General features: G+C 68.0%; 11 protein-coding genes. 1 reads left to right on the top strand and 10 read right to left on the bottom strand.

Features of this window, described 5'->3' with window-relative positions; genetic code table 11:
- Positions 1 to 4: 4 nt before the first annotated feature.
- The 7 genes from RZE77_RS18500 to pilQ form a co-directional block, all read right to left on the bottom strand.
- Positions 5 to 790, bottom strand: coding sequence for a YaeF family permuted papain-like enzyme (locus tag RZE77_RS18500; RefSeq protein WP_319438697.1), 786 nt, complete (start codon positions 788 to 790; stop codon positions 5 to 7).
- A complete protein-coding gene (locus tag RZE77_RS18495; protein ID WP_319438696.1) occupies positions 790 to 1914 on the bottom strand; it encodes a sterol desaturase family protein in 1125 nt (374 codons plus the stop codon). The genes RZE77_RS18500 and RZE77_RS18495 overlap by 1 nt, the downstream gene beginning before the upstream one ends.
- 119 nt (positions 1915 to 2033) lie before the next feature.
- A complete protein-coding gene (locus tag RZE77_RS18490; RefSeq protein ID WP_319438695.1) occupies positions 2034 to 2924 on the bottom strand; it encodes an ABC transporter permease in 891 nt (296 codons plus the stop codon).
- 369 nt (positions 2925 to 3293) lie between these two features.
- The gene (locus RZE77_RS18485; RefSeq protein WP_319438694.1) at positions 3294 to 4211 is read right to left on the bottom strand and encodes an ABC transporter permease; all 918 of its coding nucleotides are present in this window, start codon (positions 4209 to 4211) and stop codon (positions 3294 to 3296) included.
- Positions 4212 to 4215: 4 nt separating this feature from the next.
- Positions 4216 to 5484, bottom strand: coding sequence for an ABC transporter substrate-binding protein (locus RZE77_RS18480; RefSeq protein WP_319438693.1), 1269 nt, complete (start codon positions 5482 to 5484; stop codon positions 4216 to 4218).
- Positions 5485 to 5572: 88 nt separating this feature from the next.
- Positions 5573 to 6688, bottom strand: coding sequence for an ABC transporter ATP-binding protein (locus RZE77_RS18475; RefSeq protein ID WP_319438692.1), 1116 nt, complete (start codon positions 6686 to 6688; stop codon positions 5573 to 5575).
- A gap of 76 nt (positions 6689 to 6764) precedes the next feature.
- Positions 6765 to 8861: a type IV pilus secretin PilQ gene (gene pilQ / locus RZE77_RS18470; RefSeq protein WP_319438691.1), complete on the bottom strand. Its 2097-nt coding sequence runs from the start codon at positions 8859 to 8861 to the stop codon at positions 6765 to 6767.
- A 231-nt stretch (positions 8862 to 9092) separates the two neighbouring features.
- Between pilQ and RZE77_RS18465 the strand changes: the two genes are divergently transcribed.
- The gene (locus RZE77_RS18465; RefSeq protein WP_319438690.1) at positions 9093 to 10166 is read left to right on the top strand and encodes a hypothetical protein; all 1074 of its coding nucleotides are present in this window, start codon (positions 9093 to 9095) and stop codon (positions 10164 to 10166) included.
- A 5-nt stretch (positions 10167 to 10171) separates the two neighbouring features.
- Here the strand turns inward: RZE77_RS18465 and cobA are convergent, their stop codons facing one another.
- Genes cobA through RZE77_RS18450 form a run of 3 tightly spaced genes read right to left on the bottom strand, consistent with a single transcriptional unit; the run spans position 10172 to position 14723 of the window.
- The gene (gene cobA / locus RZE77_RS18460; RefSeq protein ID WP_319438689.1) at positions 10172 to 10978 is read right to left on the bottom strand and encodes a uroporphyrinogen-III C-methyltransferase; all 807 of its coding nucleotides are present in this window, start codon (positions 10976 to 10978) and stop codon (positions 10172 to 10174) included.
- On the bottom strand, positions 10975 to 11880 hold the full coding sequence (ybiB, locus tag RZE77_RS18455; protein WP_319438688.1) for a DNA-binding protein YbiB: 906 nt from the start codon (positions 11878 to 11880) through the stop codon (positions 10975 to 10977). The genes cobA and ybiB overlap by 4 nt, the downstream gene beginning before the upstream one ends.
- Before the next feature lie 47 nt (positions 11881 to 11927).
- On the bottom strand, positions 11928 to 14723 hold the full coding sequence (locus RZE77_RS18450) for a nitrate reductase (protein ID WP_319438687.1): 2796 nt from the start codon (positions 14721 to 14723) through the stop codon (positions 11928 to 11930).
- Positions 14724 to 14783: the final 60 nt, after the last annotated feature.

The following is a 14783-nucleotide window of genomic DNA, read 5'->3' as shown; positions in this document are numbered from 1 at the left end:
GCGGTCAGGGGCCGTCCGCGGCAAGCAGCGGCGGCGGGTTGTATTTGAGGTGGCCCACGTAGCGCAGCGGCTGCGTGGCGGCAATCGAGGGCACGTCGCCTTCGCGCATGTGCAGCAGGTCGGCCGGGCTGACCCAGCGCGGGTCGGCGTCGGTGATCGGCAGGCCGGCCCGGCGGTAGGCCTCGAGCACGAACTGCGAGCAGAAGAACTGGTCGTCGCGGCTCGCGCCCAGCTGCACCATGGCCATGCCGCTGATGCAGTAGTGGCTGACGGCAGAGGGAATGAGCGGCAGCTCGCACAGGCGCCGGTTCAGCACGAAAGGCGCATTCAGCAGCACGCCGGTGGTGTTGTAGCGGATGCCCACCTGCGAGTTGGCCCAGGTACGCAGTTTGTGGGCCCCCGAGTCATCGAGCCCGGGCACCCGGAAGGCCACGACCATCTGCTCTTCGTCCACCACGTCGGCCAGCGGCCGCGCGCGCACGCCGCTGCCCACCGCCTCGGCGATCAGGCCGTCGCCCAAATAAAGCACGGCGTGGCTCACGGGCGAGAAGGTGCCCAGCCGGATGCCGAAGGAGTTGACCGTGGCGATGGAGGTCAGCAGGATGTCGCCGGGCTGCAGCGCCTCGGCGGCAATGAGCTCGCCGCCGTTGCCGGGCGCGATGACCGAGCTCTGCACGCGCAGGCGCAGCCCCGCGTCTTTCGACGGCAGGTCGACGCGGGTGGCGCAGGCCGACAGCAGCAGCGATGCGCAAGCGGCGAGCGCCGCCGCGCGCAGAGGGGGCCTCGTCATCATCCCTTCCAGACGAAAGGAAACTTCAACTGCTTGAAGAAGCCGTTGGGCACGTAGTCGCCGAGCACGCCGTACTTCTCGGGCCAGAGCTTGGTGCTCTTCACCGCGGTGCCGAAGAGATAGTCGAGAAAGGCGTAGTGCGCCGAATAGTTCTTGTCGAGCGCCTCCACGTCCTGGCTGTGGTGCCAGTGGTGGAAATTGGGCGTGACGATGATATAGCGCAGCGGCCCGAGCCGCACGCTCACATTGCAGTGGTTGAACACCGCCTGGAAGCCCACCACCACGATGTACGCGTCGATCACTTCCTTGGAGAAGCCCAGCACGTAGATCGGCGCGAGCACCAGCGTGCGCGTGATCAGCAGTTCGAGGATGTGCTGGCGCGAGCCGGCCATCCAGTCCATGCTCTTCACGCTGTGGTGCACCGCGTGCAGGCGCCACAGCACCGGCACCTCGTGGTAGGCGCGGTGGGTCCAGTACTGCACGAGGTCGGCCACCAGGACGATCAGCAGCAGTCCGGCCCAGAACGGCAGGTTGCCCACCCAGCCGCGCACGCCGTCGTTGGCGGCCCAGCCGAAGAACTTGTGCACCATCAGGTTGGTGGCCAGCAGGACGAAGCCCACGATCATGTGGTTGACCACGAAATGGTGGAAGTCGGTCTGCCATTCGGCGCGGAACACCGGCTGGTCCTTGCGCAGCGCGAACAGCTTCTCGATGAAGATGAAGATCAGCGAGGAGCCCAGCAGGTCCAGGATGAACCAGTCCAGGCCGATGTAGGGCGTGTTGTCGGCAAAGTCGTTCACCGGCACCTTGTGCCCGCCCAGCAGCGCGGCCGCGGCCACCAGCAGGAAGGCGGCCGAAGAGAGCCAGCGCGAGCGGTTGAAGATGATGTTCACCAGCGCCAGCCCGCCCGAGACCACCATGGCCGCCAGCAGGATGAAGCGCATCACGTCGACGTTGTAGCTCTTGCGCAGCTCGGGCGTCGTGAGGTACTGCGGAAAGTGGAAGGCCAGCACGCCGAGGAAGCACAGGATGCCCAGGCTCAGGGCGATGGTTCCGGTGACGAGGCCGCGGCCGCGCTGCAGCTCGCCATGGCTCCCCGTGAAGTCGTTCAGTTTGTCGAGCATGTCCGCCTCTCTCTCTCTCGCTTGCGCTTTTGTTGGAGCGCGATTTTAGGCGGCTGTAGGAAAACGCTCACGTCCGCCAAAAGGTCTAGACGCGGCCGCCCGGCTGCCGGTCTTCGGTATCAGCGCGGCCGGACTGCGCGCCGGCGCAGGAGCGCGGCCGTGCCCAGCGCCACGGCCATCACCAGCAGCGAAACGACGGTGGTCACCGTGCCTAGCGCATAGATGGAAGGCGTCGTGACGGTCGAGGTCAGGCCCTGCAGCTCGAGCGGCAGCGTGTTGACGTCGCCGATGGCCTGCGAGGTGCGGGCGATCTCGTCCCACGACAGCGTGAAGCCGAACATGCCGATGCCGACGATCGACGGGCCGATCAGCGGCAACACCACGAAGCGGAAGGCCTGCCACGGGGTGGCGCCGAGGTCGCGCGCGGCTTCCTCGTAGGCCGGGTTGAAGCGGTTGAACACCGCGAACATGATGAGCAGGCCGAAGGGCAAGGTCCAGGTCAGGTGCGCGCCGAGCGCGGAACTGAACAGGCCGAGCGCGGTGCCGTAGCCTTCGAGCAGCGTGGTGGCGTCCATCGCCGTGAGCACGCTCTTGATGCCGGTGTCGAGCAGCCGGAACTGCAGGCCGATGCCGAGCGAGATGATGATCGACGGCATGATGAGGCTCGCGACCGTGACGAAGAACAGGGCGTTGCTGCCCGCGAGCTTCTTGCGGAACGCGAGCCCGGCCAGCACCGACAGCACCACGGTGAAGCCCATGACCACGGTGCCCAGCGCCAGCGAACGCCGGAAGGCCGCACCGATGTCGACGGTGCCCAGGCCCTCGGCCAGCTTGTGGAACCAGTGCAGCGAGACGCCGCGCAAAGGGAAGGTCAGGCCGCCTTCGGGGCCCTGGAAGCTCAGGATGAAAATCGTGATCATCGGGCCGTAGAGGAACAGCACGAAGAGGGCGAACACGATCGCCAGGGGCCAGAAGCCGGGGGCTCGTTGCTCTCCCATGCGTTGGCTCATTTGTGTTTTTCTTTCGGGGGGCTGTTGTTCAGGGTGCTGCTGTTCAGGGCGCTGTTGTTCAGGGCACTGTTGTTCAGGGCGCGTGCACAGATCACCGGGTACTCCCCTCCGCGAATGTCCCCCGGCCTGCGGCCTCCTCCTTTATTTCGCTGCGGGGAGCACCCGATGCTCTGTGCACTTGGGCACGCTCGTTGTGCATCGCTGATCAACGACCGCTGCGCATAACGCTCCCGCTGATGGGGTGCCTTGCGCAGCGAAATCAAGGGGGAGGCCGCAGGCCGGAGGACATTCGCGGAGCAAGGTACCCCGTCGGCGGGAGCGCGCCCTGAACAACGAAGCCCGAATCGAACAAAGGAGCCCAAGTTCACCCTAAAGCTCCTTGCGAATATCGACCAGCCGCGTGAGCCCCCAGATGATCATCAGCACCACCGCCAGCAGGATCACCGCGTTGGCCGCGGCCAGCGGAAACTGCAGGTACGAGGTCTGCACCTGGATGATCTTGCCGATCGATGCGATCTGCTGCCCGCCCATCACGCCGATGGTGACGAAGTCGCCCATCACGATCGTGATGACGAAGATCGAGCCGATCAGGATGCCGGTGCGCGACAGCGGCACCACCACGTTCCAGAGCGTCTGCCAGCCCGAGGCGCCCGCGTCGCTGGCTGCTTCGAGCAGCGAGCGGTCGATGCGCATCATGCTGTTGAAGATCGGCACGATCATGAACATCGTGTAGAGATGCACGAAGGCGAGCACCACCGAGAAATTGGAGAACAGCAGCCACTCCACCGGCTGGTCGACCAGGCCGAGCCCGGTCAGCATCTGGTTGACCAGTCCGTTGCGGCCCAGCAGTGGCACCCACGAGATCATGCGGATCACGTTGGAGGTCCAGAACGGCACGGTGCACAGCACGAACAGCGCCGTCTGCATGCCCGGCGATCGCACGTGGAACGCAAGGAAGTAGGCCACCGAAAAACCGACCAGCAGCGTGATGCCCCACACCAGCAGGCAGAACTTGAAGGTGCTCAGGTAGGTGTTGAGCGTGACGCACAGGTCGCCGTTGTCGGTGAGCTGCGAGCAGCCCTCGAACAGGCTCAGGTAGTTGCGCAGCGTCACCGCCGGGATCAGCTCGTACTCGTTGAAGTTCCACAGGCTGACCATCGCGACCAGCGCCAGCGGAACCAGGAAGAACAGCAGGAACACCAGCGCGAACGGTGCCGCCTGCCACCATGCCTTGACAGCGTGGACGGACGGACTGGGCGCGTGCGCGCTGGCGGTGGGAGCGCTCACGGGGTCAGGCTGCGACGAACTCGTTCCACTTGCGAACCATGTATTCGTTCTCGTCCATGACGGCGTTCCAGCAGGCGATGCCGCCCATGCGCTGCTCGTAGCTGCCGCCGTCGCGCACCGCGCCGGCCTTCGCCAGCAGGTCGCCGTTCGGGCCCTTGATGTCTTGCGTGGCGGGCTTGCCTTCCATCCAGTAGGCCCATTCGTAGGCCTCCATCTTGGCCTTGGCGGTGTCGAGCACGGCGCTGTAGTAGCCCTGGCGGTTCAGGTAGGCGCCGGCCCAGCCGTCGAGGAACCAGTTGATGAATTCGTAGGCACCGTCGAGCTTCTTGCCCGAGAGCGTGGCCGGCAGGCCGAAGCCGGCGGCCCAGGCGCGGTAGCCTTCCTTCAGCGGCTGGAAGTTGCAGGCGATGCCCTTGGTGCGCACGGCGGTGACGGCCGGCGACCACATCGACTGGATCACCACCTCGCCCGAAGCCATCAGGTTGACCGATTCGTTGAAGTCCTTCCACAGCGCGCGGAACTGGCCGGCCTTCTTGGCTTCGATCAGGGTCTTGATCGTGAGGTCGATCTCGGCCTTGGTCATGTTGCCCTTGTCCTTGTACTTGTGGATGCCCTTGGCTTCCACCACCATCGCCGCATCCATGATGCCGATCGACGGAATGTTCAGGATTGCGGCCTTGCCCTTGAACTCGGGGTTCAGCAGTTCGGCCCACGAGCCGATCGGCCGCTTGATCAGGTCGGGACGGATGCCCAGCGTGTCGGCGTTGTAGACCGTGGGAATCAGCGACATGAACTGCGTGGGCGAGGTAGCGAACTTCTTCGATTTCTCGCCTTCGAGATAGATCACCTTCTTGGGCGCGGTGCCCTGGTCGCCCACCGCCTTGCCGGCGACCTCGCCCTTGGTGAAGAGCGTGGTGATCTTGTCCGCGTTCTTGATCTTCTGCGTGTCGATGCCCTTCAGGTTGCCGGTGGGCACGATCTTCTTGAGCGAGAAGAACTCGGTGTCGATCAGGTCGAAGCTGTTGGGCGCGGTGACGGCGCGCTTGGTCACGTCGTCGGTGGTCACGGCCACGTACTGGATCTCGATGCCGGTGTCGGCCTTGAACTTCTCGGCGATGGCCTTGTCCTGGTTCACCGCCGTGCCCAGGTAGCGCAGCACGATCTTTTCCTGCGCATGCACGAAGGGCGCGATGCCCGTGGCCAGGATGCCGGCGGTGCCTTGCAGCAGGGTGCGACGCTGGAGGCCGGCGGACGAGTCGATGGGGTCGGTCATGGAAGAGTCTCCGTGGAAGAAAAAAGCAGGGGAAGGAAAACGAAAAAAGGCGAACGGACCTGCAGGCAATGCGTGAACGGCCGCGCGCTCACAGCGGCATGCTCGCGAGCGCGGCCAGGTCGTCGCGCGCGGGGCGGCTGCCGCTGGCGGCCGGCACCGGCACGCGTTCGGCGGGAGGCCTGGCGCCGGGGCCGAGCACGCGCGCATCGGCCTCGGCCCAGGACAGGCGCACCGCATCGCCCGGCGCATGGGGGCTCGCAAGAAAGGCGGCTTCGCCCAGCAGCACCGAGACGCTGCCGCGGCCGGGTGCGGCGTCCTGCAGCGCGAGGCCGAGCAGCACGTAGGTGCCCTGGTATTCGACGTCGGTGACCGTGGCGGCCAGGCCGCCGTCCGCATCGCCCGCCGCGATCTTCATGTGGTCGTTGCGCACGGCGATCGGTCCGGCGGGCGTGTCGAACACGTTGTGGCCGCCCATGAAGCGCGCCACGAACTCGCTTGCCGGATGGTTGTAGACCTGGTGCGGCGAGCCGACCTGCTCGATCACGCCGTGGTTCATGACCACCATGGTGTCGGCCAGCGCCATCGCTTCTTCCTGCGAGTGCGTGACGTGGACGAAGGTCAGCCCCAGTTCCTTCTGCCAGCGCCGCAGCTCGGCGCGCATCTGGATGCGCAGGAACGGATCGAGCGCCGACAGCGGCTCGTCGAGCAGCAGCACGCGCGGCTCGGTGATGAGTGCGCGCGCCAGCGCCACGCGCTGCTGCTGGCCGCCGGAGAGCTCGCCGGGCTTGCGCTCGGCCAGGTGGCCCATCGCCACGCGCTCGAGCAGGTCGCGTGCGCGTTTCTGGCGCTCGGCCTTGCCGACGCCCTTCATCTTGAGGCTGAAGGCTACGTTGTCCAGCGCCGAAAGATGCGGGAACAGCGCGAAGCTCTGGAACATCATCGCGGTGCCGCGCGCGGCCGCGGGCAGGTTGGTGATGTTGCGGTTGTCCAGCAGGATGTCGCCGCTCGTGACCGACTCGTGGCCCGCGATCATGCGCAGCGTGGTGCTCTTGCCGCAGCCCGAGGGGCCCAGCAGGCAGCAGTAGCTGCCGCTCGCGATGCGCAGGTCGATCTGGTCGACGGCGGCGGGCGTGCCCGCGGCATAGCGCTTGCTGAGCGCGACGACCTCGACGGCGGCGGGCGGGGGCGCGACGGCGGCGGTCATCGATGGGCCCCGGGCGCGGGAAATGATCGGAAGGCGAGCATGCTGGCGTTAAGCACGCTCCATGCCACCCTGGGCGCTAAAGCGCGGCGTTCGGGCGCGCAATCATCTTCGGCGTGATGAACACCAGCATTTCGACCTTGTTCACCACCCGCTCGCGCGAGCGGAACAGCGCGCCCAGGTAGGGCACCTCGCCGAGCACCGGCACGCGCGACTCGTCGTTGGTCTCGGTCAGTTCGAAGATGCCCCCGATCACCACCGTGCCGCCGTTCTCGACCAGCACCTCCGTCTGCACGTGCTTGGTGTTGATGGCCGGGCCGGCCGAGGTGCTGACGCCGCGGGTGTCCTTGCTCACGTCGAGCGTGAGGATGATGTTGCCCTCCGGCGTGATCTGCGGCGTGACCTCGAGCTTGAGCACCGCCTTGCGGAACGAGATGGAGGTCGCCCCGCTCGACGTCGCCTGCTGGTAGGGAATTTCCTCGCCCTGTTCGATCAGCGCCTTGGTCTGGTCCGCCGTCACCACCCGCGGGCTCGACACCAGCCGGCCCTTGCCTTCGGCCTCGAGCGCGGAGATCTCCAGGTTCAGCATGCGCGTGAGGCTCGAGTTGAACAGCGACAGCGAAAACGCTCCTGCGCTGCTGCCGGTGCCGCCCGCGTCGCCGGCCGGCAGGTTCACGAAATTGCTGCTCGTGTACGAGGTAAAGCTGTTGTCGCTGCCCGTGGGGCTGGTGCCGAAGGAGCTGTTCTTGCCGATGGCCCCGCCGCCCAGCTTGACGCCCAGCGACTTGCCGAAGGTGTCCGAGGCCTCGACGATCCGCGCCTCGATCAGCACCTGCCGCACCGGCACGTCCAGCTTGCGGATGAGCTCGCTCACCTCGGCCAGCCGCACCAGCGTGTCGGTCACGAAGAGCTGGTTGGTGCGTATCTCCGCAATCGCGCTGCCGCGCGTGCTCAGCAGGCGCGTTGCCGAAGCGCCGCCGCTGCCGCCCGCGCTGCCGCTGCCCGTCAGGCTTTGCACCACCGTGGCGGCCTTGGCGTAGTTGAGCTGGAAAGACTGGGTGCGAAGCGCCGCCAGGTTCTCCAGCGTGGCCAGCGCCTCGAGCTCAATCTTTTCCTTGGCGTTGATTTCGTCCCGCGGCGCGATCCAGAGGATGCTGCCGTTCTTTCGCAGCCCCAGGTTCTTTGCCTGCAGGATGACCTCCAGCGCCTGGTCCCAGGGCACGTCCTTGAGCCGCAGCGTCAGCACGCCGGAGACCGTGTCCGAGGTCACCACGTTGAAGCCGGTGAAGTCGGCGATCACCTGCAGCAGCGCGCGGACCTCGACGTTCTGGAAGTTGAGCGTGAGCTTCTCGCCGGTGTAGCCGGTGCCCTGGGTCAGCTTGCCCGGATCGGTCTTGCGCGGGCGCACCTCGATGACGAACTGCTCGTCCGTCTGGTAGGCGCTCTGTTCCCAGTCGCCGCGCGAATGGATCGTGAGCCGGACCCGGTCGCCGACCTGCTGTGCAACCACCGATTCGACCGCCGTGCCGAAGTCCGACACATCGAGCCGGCGGCGCAGCGCCTCGGGCAGCGAGGCCCGCACGAACTCGGCCACCAGCGTCGAGCCCTGCCGCCGCACGTCCACGCCGAGCTGGCTGCTGCCCATCGCGATGAGCACGCGGCCGGCGCCGTCGCCGCCGCGCCGGAAGTCGATGTCCTGCAGCGGCGTCACCTGGCGCTCCCTGCCTTCGGCGAACCCGGCGGTGGACGATGTCCTGGGCGGCTGGCCCGTTCCGGACTGCAGCGAGACCAGCAGCGAGCGGCCCTGGATTTCCGCCTGGTAGGTCGTCGCATGCTTGAGGTTCAGCACCACGCGCGAGCGTTCGCCGGCCTGCACGACGTTGGCGGTGCGAAGGTTGCCCAGGTTGAACTCGATGGCCGAACGCCCCACGGCATTGGCCACGCCCGGAAAGTCCAGCGCAATGCGCGCAGGCTCCTGCACCACGAAGCCGGTGGGCAGCGCGGCCAGCGGGTGGGTGAAGTCGATGCGGACCAGCTCCACGTCGGCCCTCGCGGTGCTCGTGACGGCCTCGATGGCGTTCTGCGCCTGCGCCGCCATCGACAGCAGGGAGGCGAGCGCAATGCCGATCCATCGCCGCAGTCGCAAAGCGCTCGGGGAGCGCGGGCATGTCTTCATGGGTTCTCTCCGTGTACGGCAGGCGCGAACGACACGCGCGCTCTTCCGGTGACGGGTGAATGGTTTCGCCCAAACTGGGAGGAATCTTGCCGAGCCGCGACCGATCGCAACTTGTGTTGCACGGATGCAATGGATCGCAGGCGGCCGCGCCTCTCCGATTTCTCCGAATTTGCGGGGAACCATCGCGGTTTTCGGATTCCGTGGAGCGCGTGAATGATGGCGAGTCGATCGATGGTTGCGATGCTTGTGGGCGCGCTGGGCATCGCCTGCGCCGGGTCCGGCATGGGCGCGAGCCACGCCGTGGCCGCACTGGAGCGCCGGGAACTGCCGCCCGTGGCCTCGGCATTGCGGCCCACGGCGCGCCCCTGGTGGTCGGCCTTCGAGAGCGAGACCTTGAACGCCTTGATTGCCGACGCCAGCCGCGAGGCGCCTTCGGCGAGCGCGAGCCTGGATGCGCCGGTCGCCGAGATCGGCGTCTCGGCGGCCTACGTGACGCTGTTGGTCCAGACGCTGCGCCTGGCCTACATCGACAACGCACGCGCGGCGGCGCGGCGTCAATCGCAGCTCATGGCCGCGAGTCCGGCGCTGCACGACGACTTCAGCAAGGAACTGAAGCGCCGCGAGGCAGTCACCGAGGCGGCGATGGAAAAGATCGATGTGCAGCGCGAGGCGACCCTTGCCTTTCTCGTTGCGCGCTGCGGCCTGCCTGCGGACGCGTTGAAACAGACGATTGCCGACGAGGCCGCAAAGCGCAGGCTGCCCCGTTTCGCGGCCCCGCTGCTGCAAGCCGTGCCCGCCGCACTGCTTGCCAACCGTGACGACATCCAGCTGGCGGCGTCGCTGTACGGCATCGAGGCGCGCGCCTTGCTCGCGGGCACCATCGACGCCGTGGAAGACGCTGGCGAAACCGATGTGCAAGCCGATGCAGGCTTTCCCGGCTACCCGCTCTTTCCGCAGGCCGTGGCGCAGGCCCGCGCAGAAGTTGCCGATGCCTTGCGAAGGCTGCAGGCATCGAACGACGCGGCGTTCGAGGCGAACCGGCGGGTGCGCGATGCGAAGGACGAGTTCGAGCGCGCTAAAACGCGCATGAGCCGCAAAGAGATTTCGGAAGTCCGGATGCTGGAAGACTTTCAGGGCCTGATGCTGGACCAGCAGCGGCTGGTCGTGGCCGATGGCGAACTGGCCATCGCCTGGATTGCCCTCGTCGCCAGCCTTGGAAGCCGCACGCCGGCGGTGCTGCGCGCGAGCCCTGCACCGGAAGCCGCTGCCCTCCGCGCGCGGCTCGGGCTCGTCGGGAGCTTCTGAGAAGCCTAGGTGCCGAAGCGGTTCGCGTCGGCCGGCAGCGCCGCCGCGGCCAGTCCGCGCAGCACGTCGCCCACCACGATCACCGCGGGGCTCGCGATGCCGGCTTCGGCGATGCCGGCCTGCAGCTTGCCGAGCGTGGTCGCAACGTGGCGCTGGTGGGGCAGGCTCGCGTGCTGCACCACGGCCACGGGCGTGTCGCCGGGCAGGCCGTGCAGCAGTTCGCGTTCGATGTGGCCGGCGCCCGCCACGCCCATGTAGATCACGAGCGTGAGCCGCGCGCTGTGCGCGGTGGCGGCCAGGGCGCGCCAGTCGGTCGGGTCTTCGGCCGCGCCGGCGCCGGTCTTGGCGTGGCCCGTGACGAACACCACGCCCTGCGCATGGTCGCGGTGCGTGAGCGGCACGCCCAGCGAGGTGACGGCCGCGAGGCCGGCCGTGATGCCGTTGACCACCGTGCATTCGATGCCGGCTTCGCGCAGGTGCTCGACCTCTTCGCCGCCGCGGCCGAAGATGAAGGGGTCGCCGCCCTTGAGGCGGACCACGGTTTCGCCTTCGCGCACCGCGGTGATCATGAGCCGCTCGATGAAGGCCTGCGGCGTGCTCTTGCAGCCGCCGCGCTTGCCCACGTGCACGACGCGCGCATCGGGCCGCGCATACGAGGCCAGGATGTTCTCGCTCACGAGGTCGTCCACCAGCAGCACCGTGGCGGCCTGGATCGCCTTGACGGCCTTGAGGGTCAGCAGTTCGGGGTCGCCGGGGCCGGCGCCCACCAGCGTGCAGCTGCCGGTGGTGGATGAAGAAGTGGCGTTGTTCATGCGTGGGATGCCAGTTGCGTGATGTGCCTCACCTGCGTTGCGATGGCCTCCGGCACGGGAAGCTCGCCATTCAGCACACGCCGCGTGTACGCGGCCGTGGTCGCGACGTCGATCTCCTTCGGCAGGCCCGGCACCTCGCTTGCCGTGCCGCTTTCCTGGGCCTGCAGTTCGCTGCGCACGCCGCGCACGAAGCCGTCGATCTGCGCGGTGCGGCGCGGGTCTGAAACGACCTCGCCCTCGAGGCCGCGCGAGAGCAGGGCGGTCATGCCCATGAGCTCGAAGGTTTCGCCCATGGTGCGCGCGTATTCCGGATGCGTGTAGCTTGCCACGATCACGCAGGGACCGGTGGTCGGCTGCATCAGCTTGACCACGCTGTGGCCAGGGTTGCGCAGGCCGACCACGCGGCGCACGTCGAGCAGCCGCTTGAGCGCGGGGTTGAGCAGCTCGGTCGGCGCAAAGCCCACCTCGCCGGAAGGAATCTTGCGGATGGCGGGCAACGCGGGCACGTCCAGCGCCTCCAGCACGTTCGACGCCAGCACGCGCGAGGTTTCGGTGGCGCTGCCGTGCACCAGCACCGGCAGGCCTTCGCGGGCCAGCAGCAGCGCCAGCAGCGGCGTGAGCACCGGCAGCCGGCGCGCGCCGTTGTAGCTCGGCAGCACGATGAGCGGGCGGTCGGCGGCGGGCAGGTGGTTGAGCCGCGCGTGCGTGGCATCGAGGAAGCCCGCCATCTCCTCGGGCGTTTCGCCCTTGATGCGCATGGCAAGGCAAAAGCCGCCGATCTCCAGGTCGGTGACGGTGCCGTCCAGCACCTGGCCGAACAGGTCGGTGGCCTGTTCGCGCGTGAGCGGCTTGGCGCCTCGCGCGCCGCGGCCGATTTCCTTGATGTATTGGCTGATTCCCATGGGTGCGCCGATTGTCCCGCAATGCTTATGCCGGAATGCAAGTCGGCTTATGCACCCTCGGCCACGGTCTCGACGGGCGTTGCGCGCACCATGCGCTTGAGCTCGGGCAGGCAGGAGCCGCAGTTGGTGCCGCATTTGAGCGCGCCCTGCAGCGCGGCCAGGCGCTCGTCCGGCGTGCCGGTGCAGCGGCCCAGTTCGGCCTGGATCGCCAGGTCGGTCACGTTGAAGCAGGTGCAGACCGGATGTCCGCGCGACTGCACCGCCACCGGCGCGCGCGCGCCCGGCGACAGCAGCAGCCGGCCGTAGCTCTGCGCCGGAATCTCCTCGCGCAGCAGGGTGCCGATCCAGGCCTCGGCGCTGGTGTCGCCGCCCAGCAGGAAGGCTTCGAGGCCGGCGTTGCCGTCGGCGCGCCGCAGCAGCCGCGCCACGCGGCGCTGGCCGCGCCGGCGGTCGGCGTAGCGCAGGGCATCGCTGCCGCGCAGGCCGAGCAGGCCTTCGATGCGGTCGATGGTTTCGTCGGCCGGCGCATCGTGCGCGGCGGCGCGGAACAGGATGCCGCTGCGCTCCTCGCCCGGCGTGTTGCCCGAGAACGGCACGCAGGTGGCAAACGGAAACATCGCCATCATCGGCTTGAGCGCCTGGTGCGCCGCCAGCGCGGCGTCGGGCGGCAGCCAGGCCATGGCCAGCAGCGACCAGGGCAGCTCGGCCTTGAGGATCTTGACCGGCGTGTGCTTGAGCTCGGGCTGCTTCGAGGTGGGGCAGTAGGCCGAAGTGGTCAGCGCATTGATGCCGGCCAGCGGCGTGCCGGTCGAGGAGCAGCCGCTCAGGTATTCCTCGCCCCAGTGCATCGCGACGAAGGCCTGGCTCAGGCCGATCTCGGCGCTGGCCTGCACAGGCAGCAGGATCGAGCCGCGCTTGGAGGTCAGGTGCACGAGGTCGCCGTCCTTCAGCTGGCGGCGCGCCATGTCCTGCGCATTCATCTGCACCAGCGGCTCGGCCACGTGGCCGAACAGGCGGCCGACGGTGCCGGTGCGGCTCATGCCGTGCCACTGGTCGCGCAGGCGCCCCGTATTGAGCGAGAACGGATAGCGCGCCTCGCGCGCCTCGGCCACCGGCTTGTAGACCGTGTCGACAAAGCGCGCGCGGCCGTCCGGCGTGGGGAAGATGCCGTCTTCGTAGAGGCGTGCGCGGCCGGTGGCCTCGCCTTCCTTCAGCGGCCACTGCTGCGGGCCCACGCTGTCGAGCATCGCGTAGCTCATGCCGGTGATGTCGAGGTCGCGCCCGCGCGTGGATTCGCGGTGCTCGTTCCACACCCGTTCGGCGCTGTCGTAGGGAAACAGCGTGGAGGTGCGGCCGAGCCGCTGTTCGAGCCGGCGCGCGAAGTCCACGGCAATCGACCAGTCATGGCGCGCCTCGCCGGGCGCCGCCACCGCGGGCCGCACGCGCGAGATGCGGCGCTCGCTGTTGGTCACGGTGCCTTCCTTCTCCCCCCAGGTGGTGGCGGGCAGCAGCAGGTCGGCGAAGGCGCAGGTGGCGGTGGTCGAAAAGGCTTCCTGCACCACCACGAACTCGGCGCGCTCGAGGGCGCGGCGCACCGTGGTCTGGTCGGGCATCGACTGGGCAGGATTGGTGCAGGCAATCCACAGCGCGCGGATCTCGCCGTCAGCCGCGGCCTGGAACATCTCCACCGCGGTCTTGCCGGGCTTTTCGGGCACGGAGGGCACGTTCCACAGTGCCGCCACTTCGGCCCGGTGCGCGGGATTGGCCAGGTCGCGGTGCGCGCTCAGCAGGTTGGCCAGGCCGCCCACTTCGCGTCCGCCCATCGCATTGGGCTGGCCCGTGAGCGAGAACGGGCCGGCGCCGGGCTTGCCGATCTGGCCGGTCGCCAGGTGCAGATTGATCAGCGCCGCATTCTTGGCGGTGCCGCTGGACGACTGGTTGAGGCCCTGGCAATAGAGGCTCAGCGTGGCCGGCGAGGTCGCGAACAGGCGCGCCGCGGCGAGCAGATCTTCTTTCGAGATGCCGCAGATCTGCGCCACCTTGTCGGGCGTGCATTCGCGCACCGTGGTCTTCAATGCGTCGAAGCCGCTGGTGTGGGCCGCGATGTAGCCGTTGTCGGTCCAGCCCTCCCACAGCATCAGGTGCAGCATGCCGTTGAACAGCATGACGTCGGTGCCGGGCTGGATCGGCAGGAACAGGTCGGCGATCTCGACCGTGTCGGTGCGGCGCGGATCGGCCACGATGATCTTCAGCCCGGGGTTCGCGGCCTTCGCATCCTCGATGCGGCGAAACAGGATCGGATGCGCCCACGCGGCATTGCTGCCCACGATGAAAAGGCATTGCGCATGCTTGAGGTCGTCGTAGCAAGCCGGCGGCGCGTCGGCGCCCAGCGTCTGCTTGTAGCCGGCCACCGCGCTGCTCATGCACAGGCGCGAGTTGGTGTCGATGTTGTTGGTGCCGACGAGGCCCTTGGCGAGCTTGTTGAAGACGTAGTAGTCCTCGGTGAGCAGCTGGCCCGAGACATAGAAGCCTACGGCGTCGGCGCCGTGGTCGCGGATGACCTGGGCGAACTTGTCGGTCGCCATGTCGAGCGCGCCGTTCCAGCCGATGGCCTCGGGCATGGCGCCGCGCTCTGCCCGCCGCATCGGCTGCAGCAGCCGCGTCTGCCGCGTGACCGTGGCCGTGGCCGTGAGATGCAGCGTCGAGCCCTTGGTGCACAGGCGCCCGAAATTCGCGGGATGGTCCGGATCGCCGCGCACGCCGGTGATCTGGGCGCCATCGGATTCGATGACCACGCCGCAGCCGACGCCGCAATAGGGGCAGGTGGAGCGAGTCTCAGCCATGGTTGGACAAGAGAAGGAGGTTGCGGCGTTCACGTGCACCGCGGAGCGGACCGCCGAAGG

Origin of the sequence: Variovorax sp. SPNA7 (assembly GCF_033807855.1) — a bacterium.
GTDB classification, from domain to species: domain Bacteria; phylum Pseudomonadota; class Gammaproteobacteria; order Burkholderiales; family Burkholderiaceae_C; genus Variovorax; species Variovorax beijingensis.
This window is presented reverse-complemented; position numbering and strand designations above follow the sequence as displayed.

Excerpts from the sequence above, each read along its gene's own strand:
- RZE77_RS18500 (WP_319438697.1), bottom strand. The coding sequence starts at position 790 with ATGACGAGGCCCCCTCTGCGCGCGGCGGCGCTCGCCGCTTGCGCATCG.
- RZE77_RS18495 (WP_319438696.1), bottom strand. The coding sequence starts at position 1,914 with ATGCTCGACAAACTGAACGACTTCACGGGGAGCCATGGCGAGCTGCAG.
- RZE77_RS18490 (WP_319438695.1), bottom strand. The coding sequence starts at position 2,924 with ATGAGCCAACGCATGGGAGAGCAACGAGCCCCCGGCTTCTGGCCCCTG.
- RZE77_RS18480 (WP_319438693.1), bottom strand. The coding sequence starts at position 5,484 with ATGACCGACCCCATCGACTCGTCCGCCGGCCTCCAGCGTCGCACCCTG.
- RZE77_RS18475 (WP_319438692.1), bottom strand. The coding sequence starts at position 6,688 with ATGACCGCCGCCGTCGCGCCCCCGCCCGCCGCCGTCGAGGTCGTCGCG.
- pilQ (WP_319438691.1), bottom strand. The coding sequence starts at position 8,861 with ATGAAGACATGCCCGCGCTCCCCGAGCGCTTTGCGACTGCGGCGATGG.
- RZE77_RS18465 (WP_319438690.1), top strand. The coding sequence starts at position 9,093 with ATGGTTGCGATGCTTGTGGGCGCGCTGGGCATCGCCTGCGCCGGGTCC.
- cobA (WP_319438689.1), bottom strand. The coding sequence starts at position 10,978 with ATGAACAACGCCACTTCTTCATCCACCACCGGCAGCTGCACGCTGGTG.
- ybiB (WP_319438688.1), bottom strand. The coding sequence starts at position 11,880 with ATGGGAATCAGCCAATACATCAAGGAAATCGGCCGCGGCGCGCGAGGC.
- RZE77_RS18450 (WP_319438687.1), bottom strand. The coding sequence starts at position 14,723 with ATGGCTGAGACTCGCTCCACCTGCCCCTATTGCGGCGTCGGCTGCGGC.